The sequence below is a fragment of the Prauserella flavalba genome, from assembly GCF_003202235.1.
In the GTDB taxonomy this organism is placed as follows: Bacteria; Actinomycetota; Actinomycetes; order Mycobacteriales; family Pseudonocardiaceae; genus Prauserella_A; species Prauserella_A flavalba.
The window spans coordinates 683,592-704,361 of the sequence record NZ_MASU01000013.1; the positions used below are offsets into that span (position 1 = coordinate 683,592).

Annotated in this window: 21 protein-coding genes; 7 read left to right on the plus strand and 14 right to left on the minus strand. The window is 73.2% G+C overall.

Annotated elements, in window-relative coordinates:
* Nucleotides 1-148 precede the first annotated feature (148 nt).
* From BA062_RS30525 to BA062_RS30565, 9 genes are all read right to left on the minus strand, one after another.
* The gene (locus BA062_RS30525; protein ID WP_110342521.1) at nt 149-1,435 is read right to left on the minus strand and encodes a UDP-glucose dehydrogenase family protein; all 1,287 of its coding nucleotides are present in this window, start codon (nt 1,433-1,435) and stop codon (nt 149-151) included.
* On the minus strand, nt 1,428-2,360 hold the full coding sequence (locus BA062_RS30530) for a glycosyltransferase family 9 protein (protein ID WP_110342522.1): 933 nt from the start codon (nt 2,358-2,360) through the stop codon (nt 1,428-1,430). The genes BA062_RS30525 and BA062_RS30530 overlap by 8 nt, the downstream gene beginning before the upstream one ends.
* On the minus strand, nt 2,351-3,025 hold the full coding sequence (locus BA062_RS30535; RefSeq protein WP_110342523.1) for an SDR family oxidoreductase: 675 nt from the start codon (nt 3,023-3,025) through the stop codon (nt 2,351-2,353). Before BA062_RS30535 ends, BA062_RS30530 begins: the two co-directional genes overlap by 10 nt.
* Complete coding sequence (locus BA062_RS30540; RefSeq protein WP_110342524.1) at nt 3,022-4,383, minus strand: PfkB family carbohydrate kinase; 1,362 nt, start codon at nt 4,381-4,383, stop codon at nt 3,022-3,024. Before BA062_RS30540 ends, BA062_RS30535 begins: the two co-directional genes overlap by 4 nt.
* Entirely contained in the window at nt 4,380-4,943 is a 564-nt protein-coding gene (locus BA062_RS30545; RefSeq protein WP_110342525.1) for a D-sedoheptulose-7-phosphate isomerase, read from the minus strand. Before BA062_RS30545 ends, BA062_RS30540 begins: the two co-directional genes overlap by 4 nt.
* Nucleotides 4,940-5,947: a glycosyltransferase family 9 protein gene (locus BA062_RS30550; RefSeq protein ID WP_110342526.1), complete on the minus strand. Its 1,008-nt coding sequence runs from the start codon at nt 5,945-5,947 to the stop codon at nt 4,940-4,942. The genes BA062_RS30545 and BA062_RS30550 overlap by 4 nt, the downstream gene beginning before the upstream one ends.
* Nucleotides 5,944-7,431, minus strand: coding sequence for an HAD-IIIA family hydrolase (locus tag BA062_RS30555; RefSeq protein WP_110342527.1), 1,488 nt, complete (start codon nt 7,429-7,431; stop codon nt 5,944-5,946). Before BA062_RS30555 ends, BA062_RS30550 begins: the two co-directional genes overlap by 4 nt.
* Complete coding sequence (locus BA062_RS30560; RefSeq protein WP_110342528.1) at nt 7,431-9,062, minus strand: carbamoyltransferase family protein; 1,632 nt, start codon at nt 9,060-9,062, stop codon at nt 7,431-7,433. The genes BA062_RS30555 and BA062_RS30560 overlap by 1 nt, the downstream gene beginning before the upstream one ends.
* 122 nt (nt 9,063-9,184) lie before the next feature.
* On the minus strand, nt 9,185-10,141 hold the full coding sequence (locus BA062_RS30565) for a UDP-glucuronic acid decarboxylase family protein (RefSeq protein ID WP_110342529.1): 957 nt from the start codon (nt 10,139-10,141) through the stop codon (nt 9,185-9,187).
* Between the two features lie 60 nt (nt 10,142-10,201).
* Here BA062_RS30565 and BA062_RS30570 point away from each other — a divergent pair, with 60 nt between their 5' ends.
* From BA062_RS30570 to BA062_RS30585, 4 genes are all read left to right on the plus strand, one after another.
* On the plus strand, nt 10,202-11,068 hold the full coding sequence (locus BA062_RS30570) for a polysaccharide pyruvyl transferase family protein (RefSeq protein WP_110342530.1): 867 nt from the start codon (nt 10,202-10,204) through the stop codon (nt 11,066-11,068).
* The gene (locus BA062_RS30575; protein ID WP_110342531.1) at nt 11,065-11,895 is read left to right on the plus strand and encodes a glycosyltransferase family 2 protein; all 831 of its coding nucleotides are present in this window, start codon (nt 11,065-11,067) and stop codon (nt 11,893-11,895) included. The genes BA062_RS30570 and BA062_RS30575 overlap by 4 nt, the downstream gene beginning before the upstream one ends.
* On the plus strand, nt 11,892-12,782 hold the full coding sequence (locus tag BA062_RS30580; RefSeq protein WP_110342532.1) for a glycosyltransferase family 2 protein: 891 nt from the start codon (nt 11,892-11,894) through the stop codon (nt 12,780-12,782). The genes BA062_RS30575 and BA062_RS30580 overlap by 4 nt, the downstream gene beginning before the upstream one ends.
* A gap of 65 nt (nt 12,783-12,847) precedes the next feature.
* A complete protein-coding gene (locus BA062_RS30585) occupies nt 12,848-15,379 on the plus strand; it encodes an ATP-dependent Clp protease ATP-binding subunit (protein WP_110342533.1) in 2,532 nt (843 codons plus the stop codon).
* Between the two features lie 281 nt (nt 15,380-15,660).
* Here the strand turns inward: BA062_RS30585 and BA062_RS30590 are convergent, their stop codons facing one another.
* Genes BA062_RS30590 through BA062_RS30610 form a run of 5 tightly spaced genes read right to left on the minus strand, consistent with a single transcriptional unit; the run spans nt 15,661 to nt 19,606 of the window.
* Entirely contained in the window at nt 15,661-16,869 is a 1,209-nt protein-coding gene (locus BA062_RS30590) for a glycosyltransferase (protein WP_110342534.1), read from the minus strand.
* 17 nt (nt 16,870-16,886) lie between these two features.
* On the minus strand, nt 16,887-17,831 hold the full coding sequence (locus BA062_RS30595; protein WP_110342535.1) for a glycosyltransferase: 945 nt from the start codon (nt 17,829-17,831) through the stop codon (nt 16,887-16,889).
* Nucleotides 17,832-17,867: 36 nt separating this feature from the next.
* On the minus strand, nt 17,868-18,299 hold the full coding sequence (locus tag BA062_RS30600) for a DUF4383 domain-containing protein (RefSeq protein WP_110342536.1): 432 nt from the start codon (nt 18,297-18,299) through the stop codon (nt 17,868-17,870).
* The gene (locus BA062_RS30605; RefSeq protein WP_110342537.1) at nt 18,296-19,120 is read right to left on the minus strand and encodes an SDR family oxidoreductase; all 825 of its coding nucleotides are present in this window, start codon (nt 19,118-19,120) and stop codon (nt 18,296-18,298) included. Before BA062_RS30605 ends, BA062_RS30600 begins: the two co-directional genes overlap by 4 nt.
* 42 nt (nt 19,121-19,162) lie before the next feature.
* Nucleotides 19,163-19,606 (minus strand): ATP-binding protein, encoded by a 444-nt coding sequence (locus BA062_RS30610; protein WP_110342538.1) that lies wholly within the window; start codon nt 19,604-19,606, stop codon nt 19,163-19,165.
* A gap of 126 nt (nt 19,607-19,732) precedes the next feature.
* Between BA062_RS30610 and BA062_RS30615 the strand changes: the two genes are divergently transcribed.
* From BA062_RS30615 to BA062_RS30625, 3 genes are read left to right on the plus strand one after another with little or no spacing between them, the layout of a single operon-like run.
* On the plus strand, nt 19,733-20,149 hold the full coding sequence (locus BA062_RS30615) for a phage holin family protein (protein WP_110342539.1): 417 nt from the start codon (nt 19,733-19,735) through the stop codon (nt 20,147-20,149).
* Entirely contained in the window at nt 20,146-20,502 is a 357-nt protein-coding gene (locus tag BA062_RS30620) for a DUF3618 domain-containing protein (RefSeq protein ID WP_110342540.1), read from the plus strand. Before BA062_RS30615 ends, BA062_RS30620 begins: the two co-directional genes overlap by 4 nt.
* The gene (locus BA062_RS30625) at nt 20,502-20,765 is read left to right on the plus strand and encodes a DUF4235 domain-containing protein (protein WP_110342541.1); all 264 of its coding nucleotides are present in this window, start codon (nt 20,502-20,504) and stop codon (nt 20,763-20,765) included. The genes BA062_RS30620 and BA062_RS30625 overlap by 1 nt, the downstream gene beginning before the upstream one ends.
* The last annotated feature ends 5 nt before the right edge of the window (nt 20,766-20,770 follow it).

Genomic DNA, 20,770 nt, shown 5'->3' on the forward strand with positions numbered 1-20,770 from the left:
CGCCTGACGGTCCGAGCCTAGCTCTGCCCGCGACCAGTGCAAGCACCTCTCGCGGCGCCGGGTAGCCCGGATCGGGCACCGGACAGCCCGTCCGTGGCCCCGAACCGGTGAGAACTCCTGGTGACGGTGAGGTTGCACACCGTTTCGATCAGCACCGGCCGAGACCGAAATAGGTGAAACCCGCTTGGGCGAGTTCACCCGGTTCGAGGAGGTTGCGGCAGTCCACCACGGTGGCCCGTTCAGCCAGCTGGGCGAGCTGCGGCCAGTCCAGCTCGCGGAACTCCGGCCACTCCGTGAGCAGCACGAGCCCGGCCGCGTCCTTGGCGACGAGCGACGGTTCGTCCACCAGCTGCACCTCGCCGAGATCGGCGGCGCGGCGCACGCCGGGGTCGTACCCGGTCAGCTGCGCGCCCTCGGCCGCGAGCCGGGCGGCGATCGCGAGCGCCGGCGACTCGCGCAGGTCGTCGGTGCCCGCCTTGAACGTCAGCCCGAGCAGGCCGAGCCGCACGCCGGAAAGCGAGCCGTCGTCGGAGCCGGTCACCGCCTGGCGGACCTTGGCCACCACGCGGTCGAGCTGGCGCGCGTTGGCGGTGACGGCGTCGGCGAGCACCGTGAAGTCGACCCCGGCCTCGGCGGCGGCGTGCAGCAGCGCCCGCGTGTCCTTGGGCAGGCACGAGCCGCCCCAGCCCGGCCCCGGTGACAGGAAAGCCGAGCCGATCCGCTCGTCGAGGCCCATCGTCCCGGTCACGTCGGTGACGTCGGCGCCGAGCCGCTCGCACAGTTCCGCCAGCTCGTTCACGTACGACACCTTGAGCGCGAGAAACGCGTTGCTCGCGTACTTCGCCAGCTCCGCGCTCGCCGGATCGGTGTGCAGGCGGGGCGCGTCGAGCCCGTCGTACAGCGCGTCCGCCACCTCGCGGGCCCGTTCGTCGCAGGCGCCGATCACGATCCGGTCGGGATGCAGGAAGTCGTGCACCGCGTGGCCCTCGCGCAGGAACTCGGGGTTGCTCACCACGGGGCGGCCGAGCGCGGCGGCGGCCCGCTCGGCGGTGCCGACAGGGACCGTCGACTTGATCACCACGACGCAGTGGGGGGAGACGGTGTCGCGCAGTGTCGTCAGCGCCAAGTCGAACGCGCTCAGGTCAGCGGTGCCGGCCTGACCGGTCGGGGTCGGCAGGCACAGCAGCACCACGTCGACGTCGCGCAGGGCGGCGTGCTCGGTGGTGAACGCGAGCCTGCCCGCCGCGAGGCTGTTCCCGACCAGCTCGGGCAGTCCCGGTTCGTGGATGGGGATCTCGGCCTCGCGCAGCCGCCCGACCTTCTCCGCGTCCACGTCGACGCACGTGATGGTGTGCCCCAGTTCGGCGAGGCACGCCGCGCTCGTCAGGCCGACGTAGCCCGCGCCGACCACACCCACACGCAGTCGTTCACGCATTGGTCGCCTCCGGGAGCAGCATCCGTGCCGCGGCGAGCACCTCGGCCTCGGTGATCCGCAGCAGCCCCGGGTCCGGCCGGTCCGCGAACGGGTCGCCCCTGCGGCCCGCCCACAGCACCTTGTGCCGCGAACGGTTCCCTGGCGGGCCCCAGCGGCTCGGCGGCGTGGGGCCGAACAGCAGCACCGACGGGGTGCCGAACGCGGTCGCGAGATGGCCGACGCCGGTGTCGCCGCACACGACCAGCGCGGCGTCGGCGACCACGGCGGCCAGCCCGGCGAGGTCGGTGCGGCCCGCGAGCACGGCGTCCTCGGCGAGCCCGGCCGCCTCGGCGACCTCCCTGGCGAGCCCTTCCTCTCCCGCGCCGCCCGTCACCACCACGCGGTGCCCGGCGAGCGCGCGGGCCACCGCCGCGAAACGGTGAGCGGGCCACCGGCGCGACGGGAACGCCGCGCCCGGGTGCAGCACCACCGCACCCGGCGCCGGGTTCGGCCCCTTCGGCGCGGGCAGGGCGAGATCGTCCGGCTCGGCTGGGATGCCCGCCGAGCCCAGCAGGTCGCACCAGCGCCGCACCTCGTGCACGTCCTCGCGCCACGCGGGGCCCCGCACTTCGGGCAGGTCCGGATGCCGGTGCGTGAGCAGCTCGCCGGGCCGTGTCGCCAGCAGGTCGGTGCTGCTCTCCGGGCCGCTGCCGTGCAGGTTCACCGCCAGCGCGGGCGGCTCGCCGGGCCAGTGGAGCTCACCGAGCCCCGGCGTCGGCAGCACCTCGTCCACCGCCCCGCTCAGCTCGGCGAGCGGCGCGAGCGGAGCGGGCGCGGCCAGCACGATCCGGTCGCCGGGGCGGGCCGCGCGCAGCGCGCGCAGGGCGGGCACGGCCGTGAGCAGGTCACCGAGGCCGAGCGCCCGCAGCACGAGTGTCACGGCCATGAGCCCTCTTCCTCGTGGCACACCACGAGCTCGCGCACCTGGCAGCCGGGAGGCTGGCGCAGGGCGTAGAGCACCGTCTGCGCGACGTCCTCCGGCCGGTTCAGCTTGGCGCCGGGCGGCGGCTTGTACTGCTCGTCACGGTTGTCGAAGAACTTCGTGTGCATCCCGCCCGGCACGAGCAGCGTCACGCCGACACGGCCCGCCGTCTCGGCGGCCAGCGCGCGGGTGAAGCCGACGACACCGGCCTTCGCGGCGCAGTACGCGGTCGCGTCACTCACCGAGCGCAGGCCCAGCGTCGAGGCGACCGTGACGAGCGTGCCCCGCGACCGTTCCAGGTAGGGCAGCGCGGCCCTGGCGACCGCGGCCGTGCCGAGCAGGTTCACCTGCACCACGCGCTCCCACTCCTTGGCGGGCACGTCGGTGAGCTTGCCGGGGTGGTCGATGCCCGCGGCCGTGAACACGGCGTCGAGCCCGCCCGCCCGGTCGGCCAGCTCCCGCACGGCGTTCTCGGCGGCGGGGGAGTCGGCGAGGTCGGCGAGTTCGTAATCCACGTCGGACTCGGGCGCGACGCGGTCGAGCACGAGCGGCGTGTCGCCCTGCTCGCGCAGCGCGGCCACGGTCGCGGCACCGAGTCCTGAGGAGCCGCCGGTGATCAGGACCTTCATCGAGACATCGCCTCCTGTACGAGTCGGGTGGTGGAGTAGCCCTCGACGGTGGGGACGAGCACGATCTCGCCGCCGTGCGCGCGGACGACGCTCGCCTCGGGCAGCTCCGCGCCCGCGTAGTCGCCGCCCTTGACCCACACGTCGGGGCGCAGCCTGCCGAGCAGCGGCGCCGGGGACGGCTCGTCGAACACCACCACGGCGTCGACGGACTCCAGCTCCTCCAGCAGCCGCACGCGGTCGCCGGCGGACACGATCGGCCTGCCAGGGCCCTTGAGCCGCCGCACGGAGTCGTCCGAGTTGACGCACACCACGAGCGCGTCGCCCAGTGCCCTGGCCTGCCGCAGCAGGCTGATGTGCCCGGGGTGGAGCAGGTCGAAGCAGCCGCCGGTGGCGACGAGCCTGCCGCCCTGCCTGCGCACGCGCTCGGCGAGGTCGAAGGCCGACGCGGCGGGCCCTGCCGAGGGCACGCCGTCGACCGACAGCGCGGCGGCGCCGCCCGCCGCGACGAACCGCGCGGCGGCGTCGACGGCGGAGGAGACGGCGGCGGGCACGTCGGCGCCCTCCAGCAGCGCGGCGGCGGCGGCACTGGCGAACCGGTCGCCCGCGCCGCACGTGTCGGGCCGCGACCGCCCGGTGACCGCCGCCTTGGCGGGGACGGGCACACGCACGACGTCGTCGCCGCCGGGCCCGGACAGCAGCGCGCCGCGCGCGCCGACCGTCACCGCCGCGGCCTCGCAGGACCACTCACGGCGCAGTGTCGTCGCGGCCTCGGCAGGGTCGGCGCAGTGCGTGAAGCCCAGCGCCTCCTTGTCGTTCGGCGTCACGAGCGTCGCGCCCGGCGCCGGGGCGGGCCCGCGCGGATGCGGGTCCCACACCACGGGGACGTTCAGCTCGGCCAGAGCCGCGCGCACCTCGGGATGCGCCGCGACCCCTCGGCCGTAGTCGGACACGAGCACCGCGCCCGCCGAGCGCAGCGCGCGCACGGCCCGCTGCGGCAACGGGGCTTCGGCGGCGCGCCCGCCCCCGGTGTCCACGCGCACGAGCGACTGTCCCTGTGCGCGCACGCGGGTCTTGCGCACCGTCGCGCCGTCGAGCGGCAGCCGCACCACCTGCACGTCCTGGCCGAGCAGCGCGGCGAGCCTCCGGCCCGCGTCGTCGTCGCCGAGCGCGGTGACGAGCACGACCTCGGGCGCGGTGCGCGTGGCGAGCAGCGCCGCCGCGAGCCCGGCCCCGCCGGGCCGCAACCACTCGCCGCTCACGTCCACCACCGGCACCGGCGCCTCGGGGCACAGGCGCTCGGCCCTGCCCTCGAGGTCGACGTCGAGCAGCGCGTCCCCGATCACCACGAGCGGCTTCACGCGGGCACACCCAGCGTCTCGTCGAGCGTGGCGCACAGCGCGTGGACGATGGCGAGGTGCACCTCCTGGACGGTGGCGGTGCTCGGCGCGTCCACCGCGATCACGTCGTCGGCCAGCGCGGCGAGCGGGTTGGGCTCCGGCCCGGTCAGCGCCCATGTGGTGAGGCCGAGCTCGTGGGCGGTCTTCACCGCCGCCACCACGTTCTGGCTGCGCCCGCTCGTGGACAGCGCCACGAGCACGTCGCCGGGACGGCCGTGCGCGCGCACCTGCCGCGCGTACAGCTCGTGCTCGCCGTAGTCGTTGACGATCGCCGTGGCCGCCGAGGTCTCGGCGTGCAGCGCGATCGCCGACAGCGGCTGCCGGTCGTGCAGGAACTTGCCGACGAGCTCGCCGGTGAGGTGCTGGGCCTCGGCGGCGCTGCCGCCGTTGCCGCACGCGAGCAGCCTCCCGCCCCCGGTCAGCACCGCGGCCAGGTGTGTTCCCCACCGGTCGATCGTGGGCGCCGCTGACTGGACGCGGCCGAGCGCGCCGCTGAGTGCGGCGAAGTGCTCTTCGATCACGAGACACCTCCTGAGAGTTCGTGGACGGACCTGACGACATCGGCCGGATCGATCGCGAGGCACGGGTGTCCCTCGACGGGACACCGCCGCGCCCGCGTGTTCCGGCACGGCGCCTGCTGGTCGCCCAGCACGACGGTGGGCACCCCGTACGGGGCCCACCGCGCCGAGGGGACGACGGGGGCGAACAGCGACACCACGGGCGTGCCGACGGCCGCGGCCAGGTGAGCGGGCCCGGTGTTGGGGGCCACCACCACGCGCGCGCCGGCGAGTACGGCGGCCAGCTCGGGCAGCCCGGTCACGCCGCCGAGGTCGAGCGCGACGTCACCGGCGACCTCGGCGGTGAGCCGCCGCTCGGCGGGGGCGCCGGTGACGAGCACGCGATGGCCCGCCTCGGCCAGCGCGCGCACGATCGCGCGCGACCGCTCGGCCGTCGGCTGCCGCGCGGGCACCGAGGCCGCCGGGTGAACCACCACGTAGCCCGGTTCGCCGGTGAGCCCGGTGGTGTCGGGAAGCGGGCCGCGCAGGGCGAGCCGCCCGTCGTCGCCGTCGGACAGGGTGAACCCGGCCGCGGTCGCCAGCGACAGCGCGCGCTCGGACTCGGGCGGGTCACCCTCGACGCGGTGGCGAAGGTCGAGCAGCGAGCCCGGGTAGTCCTCACTGATGGCGCCGATCCACGGCACCCCGGCCATGCGCAGCACGAGCGCGAGCGGCAGCGGCGACTGGTGGAACGACGTGAGGACCAGCGCCGCGTCGAGCCGCAGGTCACGCAGCTGCTTGGCGAGCGCCTCGACGGACTCCTGCGTCAGCTCGGGCGGCTCCGGGTCGATCCAGGGCGCGCACCACTCGATCACCTCGTCCACGCCGGGCAGCAGTTCGGCACCGGCCCTTCCGCGCGGACCGGCGAGCAGCACGACCTCGTCGGAGTGCGCGGCGACGGCCCGCACGCACGGACCGGCGAGCAGCACGTCGCCGACGTTGTCGAGCCGGGCCACGAGTGTCCTCATAGGACCTCCATGGCCAGCCGGACGGCGGACGGCAGATCCGGCGCCACCGCCGCTTCCCGCCGCGCGCGCTCGACCTCGCCGGGCAGCGTTCGCCGGGTCGGCACGAGGATCCCTTTCGCCCCGGCCGCGGTCGCGGCCTCCACGTCGGCGCCGATGTCGCCGACCACCACGCACCGGCTCACGTCCACGCCGAGCGCCTCGGCGGCGCGCAGTACGAGCCCAGGCTTGGGCTTGCGGCACGCGCACGCGTCGTCGGGGCCGTGCGGGCACCACTGCCACGTCTGGAAGGGACCGAGCAGCTCGTCGACGCGGGCGTTGACCCTTCGCACCTCGTCCTCGGTGAAATAGCCCCTGCCGACACCCGACTGGTTGCTCACCACGCCGAGCAGCACGCCCGCGTCCCGCAGCGCGCCGAGTGCGGCGTGTGCTCCGGGCATCGGGCGAACCTGCTCGGGGTCGGCGAGGTAGGGCACGTCCTCGATGAGCGTGTCGTCACGGTCGAACAGCACCGCGACCGGCTCCCTCGCCCGCAGCTCGCCGCGCAGGCGGTGGGCGCACGCGGCGGGCGGGATCAGCGCGCTCGTGACGGCCATGCGCGTGATCTCGGCGGGCGTGCGCGGTCCCGGGGCGATGCGGGACGCGGCGAACTGTGCGGTGAGCCCGGCCCAGGCGCCGCCCGCGAGCGCGGCGGCGCGGCGGCGTCCGGCGGCGAGCAGGCCGAGCGCGGCGGCGCCCGCGAGGGTGGTGAGCGCGTGCCTGCCGAGCCTGCCGGGGCCCTCCCCGGTCAGCTGCCGCCAGTGCCTGCCGTGCTTGGCGCGCATGAGCGCGTTGTCCGCGTTGCCCCGCTGCCTGCGCACGCTGGCGAGGAAGTCGCCGCGGCGCGCGGGATGCGTGGTGACGCGGCGGCCCTCGGCGATGCGGTAACCCGCCTGGCACACGCGCAACGCGAGATCGGCGTCCTCCCGGAACGCGCGCGGGAAGCGTTCGTCGAAACCGCCCACCTCCACCAGCGCGCTGCGCCGGTAGGCCATGTCGGCGGTGATCCACCTGGCGTGCGTGAGCGCGAGCGTGTCCCGTTCGTCGTCGGTGGGACGACGGTCCTCCGCCAGTGGCACAACGATCTTCGCGACCGACGCCGCGACGCCGGACCCGAGCCCGTCGAGGTCCTCCGACAGTCGCTGCGTCCAGTCCACATCGGTCAGCACGTCGTCGTCGAGGAACGCGATCCACTCGGTGCGCGCCAGGCGCCAGCCGACGTTGCGGGCTGCGGCCGGGCCGCGCCCGCCCGAGCGGACCTGCCTCAGCGGAAACCGGATTTCCGGCAGTGCCAGCGGATCGCCCTCCGGCCGGTCGTCCACGACGATCACCGCGGAAGGGTGTGGTCCGTGGGAGCCGTCGAGCGCCCGCAGCAGCATCGAGAGCTGGGCACGTCCCGTCGTCGGGATGACGATCGTGTAGCGCAGGGACTGCAGTGGGTGCACCATCAGGCGTTCCTCCACACGGCGAACGGCCCGATGGCGAGCAGGTCCACCGGGGCCGAACCGAAGCACTCGAGCGCGTCGCGCGGATCGTCCACCATCGGCCTGCCCGCGGTGTTGAGGCTGGTGTTGACCACCGTCGGCAGGCCGGTGCGTGACTCGAACCCGCGCAGCATCCGTGCCAGCACCGGCTCGTCATCGGGATCGACGGTCTGGATGCGGGCCGTTCCGTCCACATGCGTCACCGCGGGAATCCGGTCCCGCCACGGTTCGGCGACGTCATGCACGAACAGCATGTAGGGGCTCGGAACCGGGCCACGGCTGAACAGCTCGCCCGCGCGGTCGGCCAGTACCATCGGCGCCACCGGCCGGAACTGTTCGCGGCCCTTCACGTCGTTGAGACGCTCCAGGTTCTCCTTGCGGCCAGGATGAGCGAGCAGCGAGCGGTGCCCGAGCGCGCGCGGCCCGAACTCGGCTCGGCCCTGGAACCACGCGACCACGTGGTCGTCGGCGAGCGCGGCGGCCACCGTATCGGCGATGTCCGCGGGGCGCTCGTAGCTGATCCTGGCCCGCCGCAACCAGTTCTCCAGCTCCTCGTCGGTCCAGCCGCGGCCGAGGCCGGCTCCGCGCATCGGCGCGGCACGCTCACCGAAGTCGGCGGCCAGCTGCAGCGCGGCGCCCAGCGCGGTCCCGGCGTCGCCTGCGGCCGGCTGCACCCAGACGCGCTCGAACGGGCTTTCGGCGTGCAGGCGCGTGTTGGCGACGCAGTTGAGCGCCGTGCCCCCGGCGAGCGCGAGATCGGTCCGGCCGGTGCGCTCGTGCAGCCAGCGGGCCAGCTCGAGCAGCACGCCCTCCACCGCACGCTGGACGCTCGCGGCGAGGTCGGCGTGCTCGGGGAGCAGCTCGTCGGAGCTCGTGCGGGCCGGTGCGAACTCGCTCCAGTCGAGGGGATCGGTGCGGAATCCGCCGTCGCCGGTCGCCCGGATGTGTTCGGCCACAGTGGACAGAAAGCGGGGCTTGCCGTAGGAGGCGAGCGCCATCACCTTGTACTCGTCGCTGGAACGGTGGAAGCCGAGATGCTCGGTGAGCGACTCGTAGGCGAGGCCCAGCGAGTGCGGAAGCGGTTGGGACGCCAGCTCTTCGAGCTTGCCATCGCGGTACTCACCGGCCAGGTGGGACTCCGCCTCGCCGCGCCCGTCCGAGGTCAGCACCGCGCAGTCGCCGAACGGCGCGGCGAGTGCGGCCGACGCGGCGTGCGCGACGTGGTGGCGGACGAACCGGACGATGCCGGGGTCCACACCGGGCAGCGCGGTCTTCAGGAACGCGGGTGCGCGGCGGGCGTACAGCGTGCGCAGCCGCTCCCAGCCGCCCTCGTCGGTGCCGTCGGCGTCGTCGTCAGCGAGCGCGGGATCGTAGGAGTAGCCGATCGCGTCGAGATCGGCCGGGGTGAGCCCCGCCTTGTCCAGACACCATCTCGCGGCCTGCTCCGGCAATTCCCACGTTGAGAACGGCACGGGGGACTTCCCGTGCTTGCGGCGGCTGAAGCGTTCCTCCTCCGCCGCGGCGACGATCTCGCCGTCCACGACCAGGGCCGCGGCGGGGTCGTGGAAAACGGCGTTGATCCCGAGAATGCGCACCTCTCTACCTCCCGCCAGTGGTGGTCGCCTGCGGTGTCGAAGCCGGCACTAAGTCGCTACCCGGCGAAGCGGCTCTCAAACGGAATCGAGGGGAAAGACCAGGACGTCGCTACTCAGCGTGGTTACGCTGCGGCGCCGCTTCCCGCGGCGAACCAGGCGATTGTCCTGCGAAGCCCCTCACGAAGGGTCACCCCCGGGCGCCAGCCGAGTTCCCGCTGCGCCAGGGAGATGTCGGGGCAGCGGCGCCGCGGGTCGTCGACGGCGCCAGGAATCTGCCGCACGGTGGATGCCGTCCCGGTGAGCGTGCGGATCTCGTCGGCCACCTGCCACACCGGCAGTTCGCGCGGATTGCCGATGTTCACCGGTCCGGTCAACGTGCTGCGGGCGAGCGCGAGCAGGCCGGAGACCGTGTCGTCCACGTAACACAGCGAGCGCGTCTGGTTACCGGATCCGGCGATCGTGAGTGGTTCACCCGCGAGCGCCTGCGAGATGAAGTTCGGGATCATGCGGCCGTCGTCGGCACGCATGCGCGGCCCGTAGGTGTTGAAGATGCGGGCGATCGCGACGTCGGTGCCGTGCTGCCGGTGATGGGCCATCGTCAGCGCCTCGGCGTAGCGCTTCGCCTCGTCGTACACGCTGCGCGGGCCGACGGGGTTCACGTTGCCCCAGTAGTCCTCGCGCTGCGGGTGCTCCAGCGGGTCGCCGTACACCTCACTCGTGGACGTGAGCAGGAACCGGGCCCCGTGCCGCTGCGCGAAGGCCAGCGCGTTGCGCGTGCCCAGCGCGCCCGTCTCCAGCGTCTCGATGGGCAGCCGCAGGTAGTCCCGGGGTGACGCCGCCGACGCGAGATGCAGCACCAGCCGGGTGTCGCCGAGATCCGGAAAGGACCGGGTCACGTCGTGTTCGAGCACCGTGAACCCGTTGTGCCGCCTGAGTTCGGCGACACCGTCGGGGTCGCTCGTCGCGAAACTGTCCATACAGGTCACTCGATGACCCTCGCGTAGCAACCGTTCGCATAGATGCGAGCCGACGAAGCCCGCGCCGCCGGTGACCAGCACGTGTTCCGACTCAGCGACCATGCCGGTCGGTTACCCGGCAGAGTCGGTGTGAAACGGTGAGGCAGCGGGTACCAGCGGCCCATGCGTGTTCTGGTCACCGGCTGGCCGAGCTTCCTGCACGGCGAGGCGACCGCGGGCGACGTGCTCAGCATGCGCCGGATCGGCTCCGCGCTCGCCGATGCGGGTGTCGACACCGAATCGGCGTGGAGCCCCCGTTTTCGTCCCGGCGCTCTGCATCTCGACGACGCCGACCCCGGTCGCTACACCCATCTGGTCTTCGCCTGCGGCCCCGCGCACGGCGAGCAGGTACGTGGGCTGCACGAGCGTTACGCGTCATGCCGGCGGATCGCCGTCGGCGTGTCCGTGGTCGACCCCGCCGACCCCGCCGTGACCGGCTTCCACCGGGTGCTCGCGCGCGACGGTGCCGGACCACCGCGGCCCGACCTGGCCGCGTCGGAGCCCACCGCGGCAGTACCCGTGGCCGGGATCGTGCTGGCACCGGGGCAACACGAGTACGGCGAGCGGCGCAGGCACGAGCAGGTGCACAAGGCGCTGCTCGCGTGGGCGGCCGGGCTCGACTGCGCGCGCGTCGCACTCGACTCGCGGCTGGATTCCGCCGACTGGCGGCACTGCGCCACCGGTGACCAGTTCGTCGCGCTCCTCGGCAGGCTCGATGTCGTGCTCACCACCCGCCTGCACGGCCTCGTACTCGCCCTGCGCGCCGGGGTTCCCGCGCTCGCCGTGGACCCGGTCGCGGGCGGGGGCAAGGTCTCCGCGCAGGCGAGGGCGCTCGGCTGGCCCGCGGTGCTCACCGCCGAGGACGTCACGGACGAGCGGCTCGACCGGTGGTTGCGCTGGTGCCTCTCGCCGTCCGCCCGGCAGCACGCCGCGACCCGCGACGACTCCTCACCGCTCGTGACCGCGCTGCTGACCGAGGTGGGCGCGTGAACACCACGGTCGTCATCGCCACCCGCAACCGCTCCGCCGAGCTCGCGCGCACGCTCGGGAACCTGGCCGCGTTGCGCCCCGCGCCGCCGGTGATCGTGGTCGACAACGCCTCCACCGACGACACCGCCGCGAGGGTCCGCAGCGAGCACCCCGGCGTGCGCCTGCTCACCTCGCCGGTGAACGCCGCGGCCGCCGCCCGCAACCTCGGCGTTCAGGCCGCCGGCACCCCGTACGTCGCGTTCAGCGACGACGACTCGTGGTGGGCGCCCGGCGCGCTGTCCCGCGCGGAGGCGGTCTTCGCGGACTGTCCCCGGCTCGGCCTGCTCGCGGCCCGCACCCTCGTGGGCGAGCGCGAGGAGCCCGATCCCGTGTGCGCCGTGATGGCCGGCAGCCCGCTCGGCTCCGAACCCGGGCTGCCGGGGCCGAAGGTGCTCGGCTTCCTCGCGTGCTCGGCGATCGTGCGCAGGGAGGCCTTCCTCGACGTCGGCGGGTTCAGCCGCCTGCTGCACTTCGGCGCTGAAGAAAGACTCCTCGCCTACGACCTCGCGGCCCGCGGCTGGGCGCTCTGCTACGTCGAGGACGTCGTGGCGCACCACCACCCGTCCAGCAGCAGGCCGCCGTCGGCGTGGCGGCACCGCATGGAGACCCGCAACAACGCGCTCATCGCCTTGCTCCGGCGCCCGGCGGCGGAGTGCGTGCGAGCGGCCACCCCGTTGCTGCGGCATCCCGGTGCCGCGGCCGGTGCCCTGCGCAGGCTGCCGCGCGCGCTGGCCGGAAGGCAGCGCCTGCCGTCTTCCGTCGAACGGCAGATCAGGGAGCTGGCATGAGCCGCACGACCGTGGTGATGATCACCCACAACCGGCGGGCGGAGGCGCTGCGCACGCTGGAGCACATGACGAACCTGCCCGACGGGGCGCCGATCATCGTCGCCGACAATGCCTCGTCCGACGGCACCGCCGAGGCGGTGTCCCGGCACTTTCCCGGCGTTGAACTGCTGTGCTGCGACCGCAACCTCGGCGCGCTGGCCCGCAACCTGGCCGTGCGGCACGTGCGCACGCCGTACGTCTCGTTCTGCGACGACGACACCCGCTGGCAGCCCGGTTCGCTGCGCAGGGCCGCCGAGCTGCTCGACGAGCACCCCGGGCTCGGCTCCGTGACGGGCCGCTGCCTCGTGGAGCCCGAGCTGACGGAGGACCCGATCACCCCGGAGCTGCGGCAGTCGCCGGTGCCCGGCCCGGACTGGCTGCCCGGCCCCGCGCTGATGGGCGTGATGGCGGGGCTGACGACGTTCCGCGTCGAGGCGTTCCGCGAGGTCGGCGGGTTCTCTCCGCGCATGTGGCTCGGGGGCGAGGAGGAACTGCTCGCGATCGACCTCGCCGCGCACGGCTGGTGGATGTGCTGGGCCGAGGACGTGGTGATCCACCACGCGCCGTCGACACAGCGCGACCCCCGGCGCCGCCGCCAGCTCGGCATCCGCAACACGCTGTGGACGCTGTGGCTGCGCAGGCCCGTGCGCAGCGCGGCGCGGCGCACGGCCGCCGTCCTGCGGTCCGCGCCGGCCGACCTGGCCACGTTCTCGGCCGCGTGGGAGGCGCTGCGCGGGCTGCCGTGGGTGCTGCGCGAGCGGAGGGTCGTCCCGGAGCGCGTGGAGAACGGGCTGCGCTCGCTCGAGCACTCCCAGCGCCGGTCGGTGGCCCGGCGCTACGTGGGTTGACGCGCCGTCGCACCGGGTAGGCCCCGGGGACGGACTTTCCCGATCCGCGCAGAGGGAGGCTGCCCATGACCGGCTTCTTCGGTGATCCCGGCCCCAGCCCGTTCGACCAGCTGCTCGCCCAGTTCTTCGGCAACGCGATGCCGGGGCGGCAACCGTATGCCGTCGGCATCACCCGGCTGATGAGCGAGCAGGCGCTGGCGCTGGTGTCGGCGGCCGTCCGGCGGGTCGGCGAGTGGGGCGGCAACGAGCTCGACTCGGTACACCTGCTCTGGGGCGCCACGCAGGTCTCGGGCAGCAGGGAGCTGATCCAGCGGGCCGGTGGCGACCCGGACGCGATCGCCCAGCGCATCGAGCGCGACGCCCCGCACCCGCAGAGCCCGCCCACCGCGACCCCGACACTCACGCCGGGCGCCAAACGGATCCTGCTCGACGCGCACCAGATCTCGCGGCAGCTGCGCTCGTCCTACATCGGTCCCGAGCACGTGCTGCTCGCGCTCGTGGCGCACCAGGACTCGCCCGCGGGCAGGCTGCTCGGCGGCGCCGGGGTGACCCCGGAGACCGTGCGCAGGGCCGTGGCGGGACCGGCCGTGGGCGCGCCGCAGGGGCAGGCCCGCCGCCAGCCGCAGCCCCCGAGCGGGACGGAGACGCTCGACAGCTACGGCCGGGACCTCACCGCGATGGCCCGCGAGGGCGAGATCGACCCGGTGGTCGGCCGCGACGACGAGATCGAGCAGACCGTCGAGGTGCTCTCGCGGCGCACCAAGAACAACCCGGTGCTGATCGGCGAGGCCGGGGTCGGCAAGACCGCGATCGTCGAGGGCCTCGCCCAGCGCATCGCCGACGGCCAGGTGCCCGTGTCGCTCGAAGGCAGGCGGCTCGTGCAGCTCGACGTCACCGCGATGGTGGCGGGCACCCGGTACCGCGGTGACTTCGAGGAGCGCATGACCAAGCTGCTGGAGGAGATCCGCGAACACAGCGACGAGCTGATCGTCTTCATCGACGAGCTGCACACCGTGGTCGGGGCCGGTTCCTCGGAGGGATCGATGGGCGCGGGCAACATGCTCAAGCCCGCGCTCGCCAGGGGCGAGCTGCACATCGTCGGTGCCACCACGCTCGACGAGTACCGCACCAACATCGAGACCGACCCCGCGTTCGAGCGGCGGTTCCAGCCGATCCTCGTGCCTGAGCCCAACGTGGAGGACACGCTCGCGATCCTGCACGGCCTGCGCGACCAGTACGAGGCACACCACCAGGTGCGGTTCACCGACGAGGCGCTCTCGGCCGCCGCGACGCTCTCCGACCGCTACATCACCGACCGGCACCTGCCCGACAAGGCGATCGACCTCGTCGACCAAGCGGGCGCGCGCGTGCGCATGCGCACGGCCAAGCGGCCGGAGGGCCTGCGCGACCTGGAGGCCAGGCTGGAGCAGCTGTGCCGCGACCGCGACCAGGCCGTGAGCGAGGAGCACTACGAGCGGGCCTCCGCGCTGCGCGACGAGATCAACGAGCTGCGCACCCGCATCGCCGACACCCGCAGCGACGACACGCCGGCCGGTGTGCCCGAGGTGGGCACCGTCGACATCGCCGAGGTCGTCGCCCGCAGCACCGGCATCCCCGTCGCGCGGCTGACGCAGGAGGAGCGCGAGCGGCTGCTGCACCTGGAGGATCACCTGCACGGGCGGGTCGTCGGCCAGGACGAGGCCGTGCAGGCCGTCGCCGAGGCGGTGCGCCGCACTCGTGCCGGGCTCGCCGAACCCGACCGGCCCTCGGGCAGCTTCCTGTTCCTCGGGCCCACGGGTGTCGGCAAGACCGAGCTGGCGCGGGCGCTGGCGGAGGCGTTGTTCGGCGGGCAGGACCACATGGTGCGGCTCGATATGTCCGAGTACGGCGAGCGGCACACGGTGTCGCGGCTGATCGGCGCGCCGCCCGGGTACGTCGGCTACGAGGAGGCGGGGCAGCTGACCGAGGCGGTGCGGCGCAGGCCGTACTCCGTGGTGCTGCTCGACGAGATCGAGAAGGCGCACCCCGAGGTGTTCAACGTCCTGCTGCAGGTGCTCGACGACGGCAGGCTCACCGACGGGCGGGGCCGCACGGTCAACTTCACCAACACGGTGCTGATCATGACCAGCAACATCGGCTCCGAGCTGGTGCTCAGCGGTACCCAGGGCGCGCTGGGCTTCTCCCCGGCGCGGGAGACCGACACCGAGCAGCCGCTGCGCGAGCGGCTCATGCGCAGGCTGCGTGAGTCGTTCCGCCCCGAGTTCCTCAACCGGATCGACGAGATCATCGTGTTCCGCAAGCTCACGGAGGAACAGCTCGAGCGGGTGACGTCGCTGCTGCTGGAGGAGACGCGCCGCAAGGCGCAGGCGCAGGACGTGGAGGTGGACGTCACTCCCGAGGCGGTCCGCTGGCTCTCGGAGGCCGGTTACCAGCCCGAGTACGGTGCCCGTCCGCTGCGGCGCACCATCCAGCGCGAGGTGGACAACGTGCTCTCCCGCATGCTCCTCGGCGGCGACGTCACGTCCGGTTCCCGCGTCCGCGTCGGCGTGGAGGACGGCAGGCTCTCCTTCGACGTGAGCACCCCGGCGAAGGTCTAGGCGCGAGTCGTGCGCTCAGGCTCGCGAGTCGTGCGTTCAGGTTCGCGAGTCGTGCGTTCGGGACCGCGAGTCGTGCGCTCAGGACCGCGAGTCGTGCGTTCGGGCCGCCAGTCGCTGGGCTCCGTGCGAGCAGGTGCCCCGGAACGCAAGACTCGCCGTCGGGAACGCACGACTCGCTGTCGGGAACGCACGACTCGCTGTCGGGAACGCCCGACTCGCGCCCGGGAACGCCCGACTCGCGCCCGGGAACGCACGACTCGCGGGCTGGGCCGGCGTGGGCCTCAGCCCGTTTCCTCCGCGGTCACCAGTGCCGGGACGGCGCGTTCGTACACCCGGTACGTGTCGGCGGCGACGCGGTCCCACGAGTAGCGGCAACGGGCGCGGTCGGCGCCGGCGATGCCGTAGGCCTCCCGCAGCGTGGAGTCGGCGAGCAGCCTGCGCAGCGCCGCTGCCAGCGCGTCGGGACGGCGCGGCGGCACGTGGGTACCGGTCACGCCGTCCACCACCGTGTCGGTCAGCCCACCCACGGCTGAGGCGACCACCGGGACACCGCAGGCCATTGCCTCCAGCGGCACGATCCCGAACGGCTCGTACCACGGCGTGCACACCACGACGTCGGCGGAACGCAGCAGTGTGGGCATCTCGGCGCGGCCGACCTGCCCGAGCAGCCGCACCCGATCCGCGACGCCCAGCTCCTCGGCGCGGGCCACCAGCCGCCGCGCCTCCTCGTCGTCGGCGAGGCGCCCCTCCTGCGGTCCGCCCGCGATCACGAGCTCGGTGTTGGGCAACGACGGCAGCGCGGCGATCGCGATGTCGAAACCCTTACGCGGCACGAGCCTGCCCACGGACACGATCCGCTGCCGCACGCCCAGTGAGGCGCACGCGCCGTCCGGGGTGAACCGCTCCAGGTCCACCCCGCACGGCACCACCGACATCCGGTCCCTCGGCAGCCCCAGCCGCACCAGTTCGAAGACCTCGTCCGAGCACGTCGCCGCCACGCGGGCGGCGCTGCGCCCCACCAGCCGCTCCAGCCGGATGCGGTCGGCCGGGCTCGTGTCCTTGGCCCCCTGGTGGCGACGCTTCACCACGCCCAGCGCGTGGAACGTCTGCACCACGGGAACGTCCACCGCGCGCGCCGCGATGACCGACGCGAGCCCCGACATCCAGAAATGCGCGTGCACCACGTCCGGCCGCCGGGCGACCCACTCGTGCTCGAGGAACCGTGCGAACTCGCCCATGTGCGGCAGCAGCTCGTCCTTCGGCACGTGGCGCGGCGGTCCTGCCGGCACGTGCACGACGCGATAACCCGCCGGTGCCATGACCTCGTCGGGCAGCTCCTCATCGTCGCGTCGCGTGTAGACGGTCACGTCGTGGCCGGCGCGCGTGAGCCCAGCCGACAGCTCGGCGACGTGGACGTTCTGCCCTCCGGCATCGACCTCACCCAAAGCGGCGAGCGGATTGGCGTGCTCGGAAACCATCGAGATCTTCACGTTTCCTCCAGGTCGATTCAGGGCAGCACGCGGTGCAGCAGGGTGTCCCAGTTCCGCAGGAACGCGTCGAGGCCGTAGTGGGTGAGCGCGAACTCCCGCGCCGACTTGCCCATCCGCACGGCCAGTTCCGGCTGCTCCAGCAGGGTCCGGACGCCTTCGGCCAGCACCGGCACGTCGGTGGAGACGAAACCGGCCTCCGCGGGTACGGCCGTGGCCACCTCGGTGCTCGCCACCGCCGCCACCGGCATGCCCAGGTGCATGGCCTCCAGCAGCGACAGCCCGAGCGACGTCCATCGCGCGGTGTGCAGGTACACCCTGCGCCGCGCCATCTCCCGGTGCAGCGCGGCCTGCCCGAGGTCACCGATCGGGGTGACGCCGGGGAGGTCGAGCCCGTCGAGGCCCATGCCGTACAAGTCGACGGGCGCGGCCTGTGCGAACACGGGCAGCAGGTCGGTGCCGACGATCCGGTTGCGCCGTACGGGTTCGTTGATGAGGACGGCACCGCGCGCGAGCTCGCCGGTGTACTGGTAACCGGGGTCCACGATGCCATGTGGGATCACCACCGTTGGCGCGATCCCGTTGTCCCACATCAGCTCGTTGAAATGCGTGACGTGGGCGAGCACGATGTCGTCGCGGCCGGCCAGCGGATGCCGCGTGGTGGCCGCGTGCTCACGCGGAGCGTTGTGCTCGACGTACACGGCGGGCACGTCGATCCCCGGCCGCCTGCCGAGCCAGCGTTCGGTCAGCTCGATCTCCTCGGGCCGCTGCAGCACGACGACGTCGATGTTCTTGTCCCGCAAGGAATCCACCGGGACGTCGATGGCGTTGTCCGGCCAGTCCCGGCCACAACGCCCCCGCCCCCACGGGTCATTTCCGTCCACATAGGGCAGTAGGTGGGTGTGCCCGCCCTGGACGAACGACGTGCTCCAGGAACCGTGTACGTGCCAGACGAGCAACTGCATAACGGGTAGTTGCCCGCACGCGCAGACGGCTAAACACTATGGACGCCGCGTGCGGACCCCGCCGAGTGCGAGCACGAGGCCGATGAGGCACGTCGCGCCGTACAGCCACGCGTTGGCGGCCTTGACGTTCACGAGGTCGCCCCATTCGTCGAGCACGGTCGCGAGAATGCTGTATGCGGTCAGCCCCGCGAAGGCGAAGAAGCTCGCCCACCCGAACAGGCGCGCCGTCACGGCCTTGCGGGTGGCGATCAGCGCGAGCACACCCACCGCGGTGTGCATGATGTTGAGCAGCGTGCTGACCCCGAAAACCCAGACGGTGCGTGACGATTCCGGCCCCATGCCGTCGTGCAGCGCGAATCCGGTGATGCCCACGACCAGATACCAGAGAGCGACGACGCCGACCACGACCTGTGGCCACGACAGCCGCGCCACCAGTCCTCGGCCGGTCGCGGAGGACGCCGTGCTCATACGCGCCTCCAGTCGTCGCCGGTCAGCGCGGCGCTGGCCTGCGGTCCCATCTGCGACATGCCGCCGTCGACCAGCCACGAGGCACCGGTGACGTACCCGGCGGCTGGCGTGGCGAGGAAGGCCACCACGGCTGCCACTTCCTTGGCGTGGCCCGGCCTGCCCAGCGGCACGCCGGGCCTGCGCTGCTCGGCGGGATCGGCGTTGTCCTGCCCCGTCATCGGCGTCGAGATCTCGCCGGGTGCCACGGAGTTGACCGTGATTCCGTGCTCGGCGAGCTCCAGGGCGAGCACTTTGGTGAGCGCGCCGAGACCGGCCTTGGCGGCGCAGTACGGCGCGGCGCCGACCTTCGGATAGTGCTCGTGCACGCTGGTGATGTTGATGATCCGGCCGCCACGCCCCGCGTCGATCATGTGCCGGGCCGCCCGCTGCGCGCAGGCGAACGCGCCGTCGAGATCCACGGAGACGACCTCGCGCCATGCGTCGAAGTCCAGGTTCATCACCGGTGTCGCCTCGCCGGTGCCCGCGCAGTTGACCAACACGTCGATCCCGCCCAGCTCCTCGGCGAGGTCGTCGATCACGGCGGCCTCGGTGGGCAGGTCACGCAGGTCGAGGCGACGGACGGCGGCCGTGGCACCCTGCGCCTTGACCTCCTCGGCAGTGTTCGCGGCGCCCTGCTCGTCGGCGTGGTACGTGACGCCGACGTCGAGGCCGCCACCCGCGAGCGCCACCGCGATCGCCCTGCCAATACCGGAGTCGGATCCCGTCACGACGGCGGTCCTCGGCCGGTCGGTCTGCTCGGGCAATGGTGCGGGTCGGGTCACTGAGGACACCTCCGTCACGGATATGCCTGGTCTGTTCAGCGGCTACCCGCGCGGACGTGCGGCAAACCGTTTCGCGAACCGGATGTGCACCACCCGGTCGACGCTGCGCTGGGGATCGTGTTCGTACCGCCAGGCCGCCAGGGTGTCGGTCATCGTGTCCAGCACCCGCCAGCCGAGCGCGTGCGGGCCCGGGACGCAGCCCCGCAGCGTCGTGGTGGATACGCTCACGGTGAGTGTGCCGAAGGCGAACACGAGGCGGCACGTCAGCATCGCGCCCGGCGCCGACCAGCGGATGAGGCACGTGCACGCCGCGTCCACGGCCACCAGCAGGTCGGTCAGCTCGTTCTCGGTGAACCCCTCGCGACCGCCGAAGTCGCGGGCGACCGTCCGGAGCATCGCGAGATGCCGTGCCTGTGCGGGCACCCGTAGCTCGACCGGGCCGGCCGCCCCCGGTCCGGCCCATTCGGCGAGTTCCTCTCTGTGCATGATCCTCCCGAATACCCGGCGGAATCGCGGGCATACCTGCGGCGGGACGGCTTTTCGGGTGCGCCTCGATGTTTGTGGGACGAGTGCTGAGGGCAAACCGGTGACCAGCGCCGAGTTGGAGGAATCATGGTCTACGACGAACACCGCGACGTCGTGGTGGAGGACCGTTCCGTGGCACAGCTGGTCAGCGATCTTTCCGAGCAGACCAGCAGGCTCGTCAGGGACGAGATGAAGCTCGCCGTCGCGGAGATGCAGGACAAGGGCAAGCGGTTCGGGATGGGTGCCGGTCTCGCCGGCGGTGCCGCCGTGGTCGCGTGGTTCGGCGCGGGCGCGCTGGTCGCGGCCGCCGTGCTGGCCCTCGCACTGGTGCTGCCGGGCTGGGCGTCGGCGTTGATCATCGGTGGTGCGCTGCTGGTGGTCGCCGGTCTGCTGGGGCTCCTCGGCAAGAGCCAGGTCCAGCGTGCGACGCCGCCGGTGCCGAGTGAGGCGACCGAGAGCGTCCGGCAGGACGTCGAGACGGTGAAGGAGAAGATGCGCCGATGAGCACCCCGAAGGAGAGCCCCAAGGAAAGTCCCGAGGAGAGCGAGGAGTTCCCCCGGAGTCCGGAGGAGGCCCGGGTCGACATCGAGCTCACCCGGCAGGAGCTGGGTGACACCGCGCAGGCGCTCGCGCACAAGCTGAACGTTCCGGCGCGGGCGAAGGAGCAGGCGCAGCAGCGCGCGGCCCAGGTCAAGGGCCAGGCGCAGCAGCGCGCCACGCAGGTGAAGGGACAGCTCAAGCACGGCACGGCCAAGGCGACCGAGATCGTGCGGGGCAACCCGGTGCCCTTCATCGTCTCCGGTGCCGTCGTGGCGGTCGCGGTCGGAGGTGTGATCACGTGGAAGGTCAGGCATTGATGAAGGCGCTCTACAAGCCGCTCAGCCTGGTGGTGAGCACCGGCGGGGCGTTGCTCGCGAGCACGGTCTTCAAGCAGGTGTGGCAGCGCGTGAGCGGCGAGTCCGACGCGCCGGACGCCACGGACAGGAAGTACGCGCTGTGGCAGGTGGTCGCGGCCGCGGCCGTGCAGGGCGCGATCTTCGGAGCGGTGAAGGCCGCCGTCGACCGGGCGGGAGCGGCCGGTTACGAGAAGGCGACCGGCGCCTGGCCCGGCGACGAGTAGCCGTC

Bases quoted from the DNA above. Each gene is read 5' to 3' on its own strand.
- BA062_RS30565 (WP_110342529.1), bottom strand. From the start codon at position 10,141: ATGGTCGCTGAGTCGGAACACGTGCTGGTCACCGGCGGCGCGGGCTTC.
- BA062_RS30555 (WP_110342527.1), bottom strand. From the start codon at position 7,431: ATGGTGCACCCACTGCAGTCCCTGCGCTACACGATCGTCATCCCGACG.
- BA062_RS30550 (WP_110342526.1), bottom strand. From the start codon at position 5,947: ATGAGGACACTCGTGGCCCGGCTCGACAACGTCGGCGACGTGCTGCTC.
- BA062_RS30615 (WP_110342539.1), top strand. From the start codon at position 19,733: ATGGTCTACGACGAACACCGCGACGTCGTGGTGGAGGACCGTTCCGTG.
- BA062_RS30525 (WP_110342521.1), bottom strand. From the start codon at position 1,435: ATGCGTGAACGACTGCGTGTGGGTGTGGTCGGCGCGGGCTACGTCGGC.
- BA062_RS30625 (WP_110342541.1), top strand. From the start codon at position 20,502: ATGAAGGCGCTCTACAAGCCGCTCAGCCTGGTGGTGAGCACCGGCGGG.
- BA062_RS30610 (WP_110342538.1), bottom strand. From the start codon at position 19,606: ATGCACAGAGAGGAACTCGCCGAATGGGCCGGACCGGGGGCGGCCGGC.
- BA062_RS30620 (WP_110342540.1), top strand. From the start codon at position 20,146: ATGAGCACCCCGAAGGAGAGCCCCAAGGAAAGTCCCGAGGAGAGCGAG.
- BA062_RS30600 (WP_110342536.1), bottom strand. From the start codon at position 18,299: ATGAGCACGGCGTCCTCCGCGACCGGCCGAGGACTGGTGGCGCGGCTG.
- BA062_RS30595 (WP_110342535.1), bottom strand. From the start codon at position 17,831: ATGCAGTTGCTCGTCTGGCACGTACACGGTTCCTGGAGCACGTCGTTC.
- BA062_RS30535 (WP_110342523.1), bottom strand. From the start codon at position 3,025: ATGAAGGTCCTGATCACCGGCGGCTCCTCAGGACTCGGTGCCGCGACC.
- BA062_RS30570 (WP_110342530.1), top strand. From the start codon at position 10,202: ATGCGTGTTCTGGTCACCGGCTGGCCGAGCTTCCTGCACGGCGAGGCG.
- BA062_RS30585 (WP_110342533.1), top strand. From the start codon at position 12,848: ATGACCGGCTTCTTCGGTGATCCCGGCCCCAGCCCGTTCGACCAGCTG.
- BA062_RS30530 (WP_110342522.1), bottom strand. From the start codon at position 2,360: ATGGCCGTGACACTCGTGCTGCGGGCGCTCGGCCTCGGTGACCTGCTC.
- BA062_RS30580 (WP_110342532.1), top strand. From the start codon at position 11,892: ATGAGCCGCACGACCGTGGTGATGATCACCCACAACCGGCGGGCGGAG.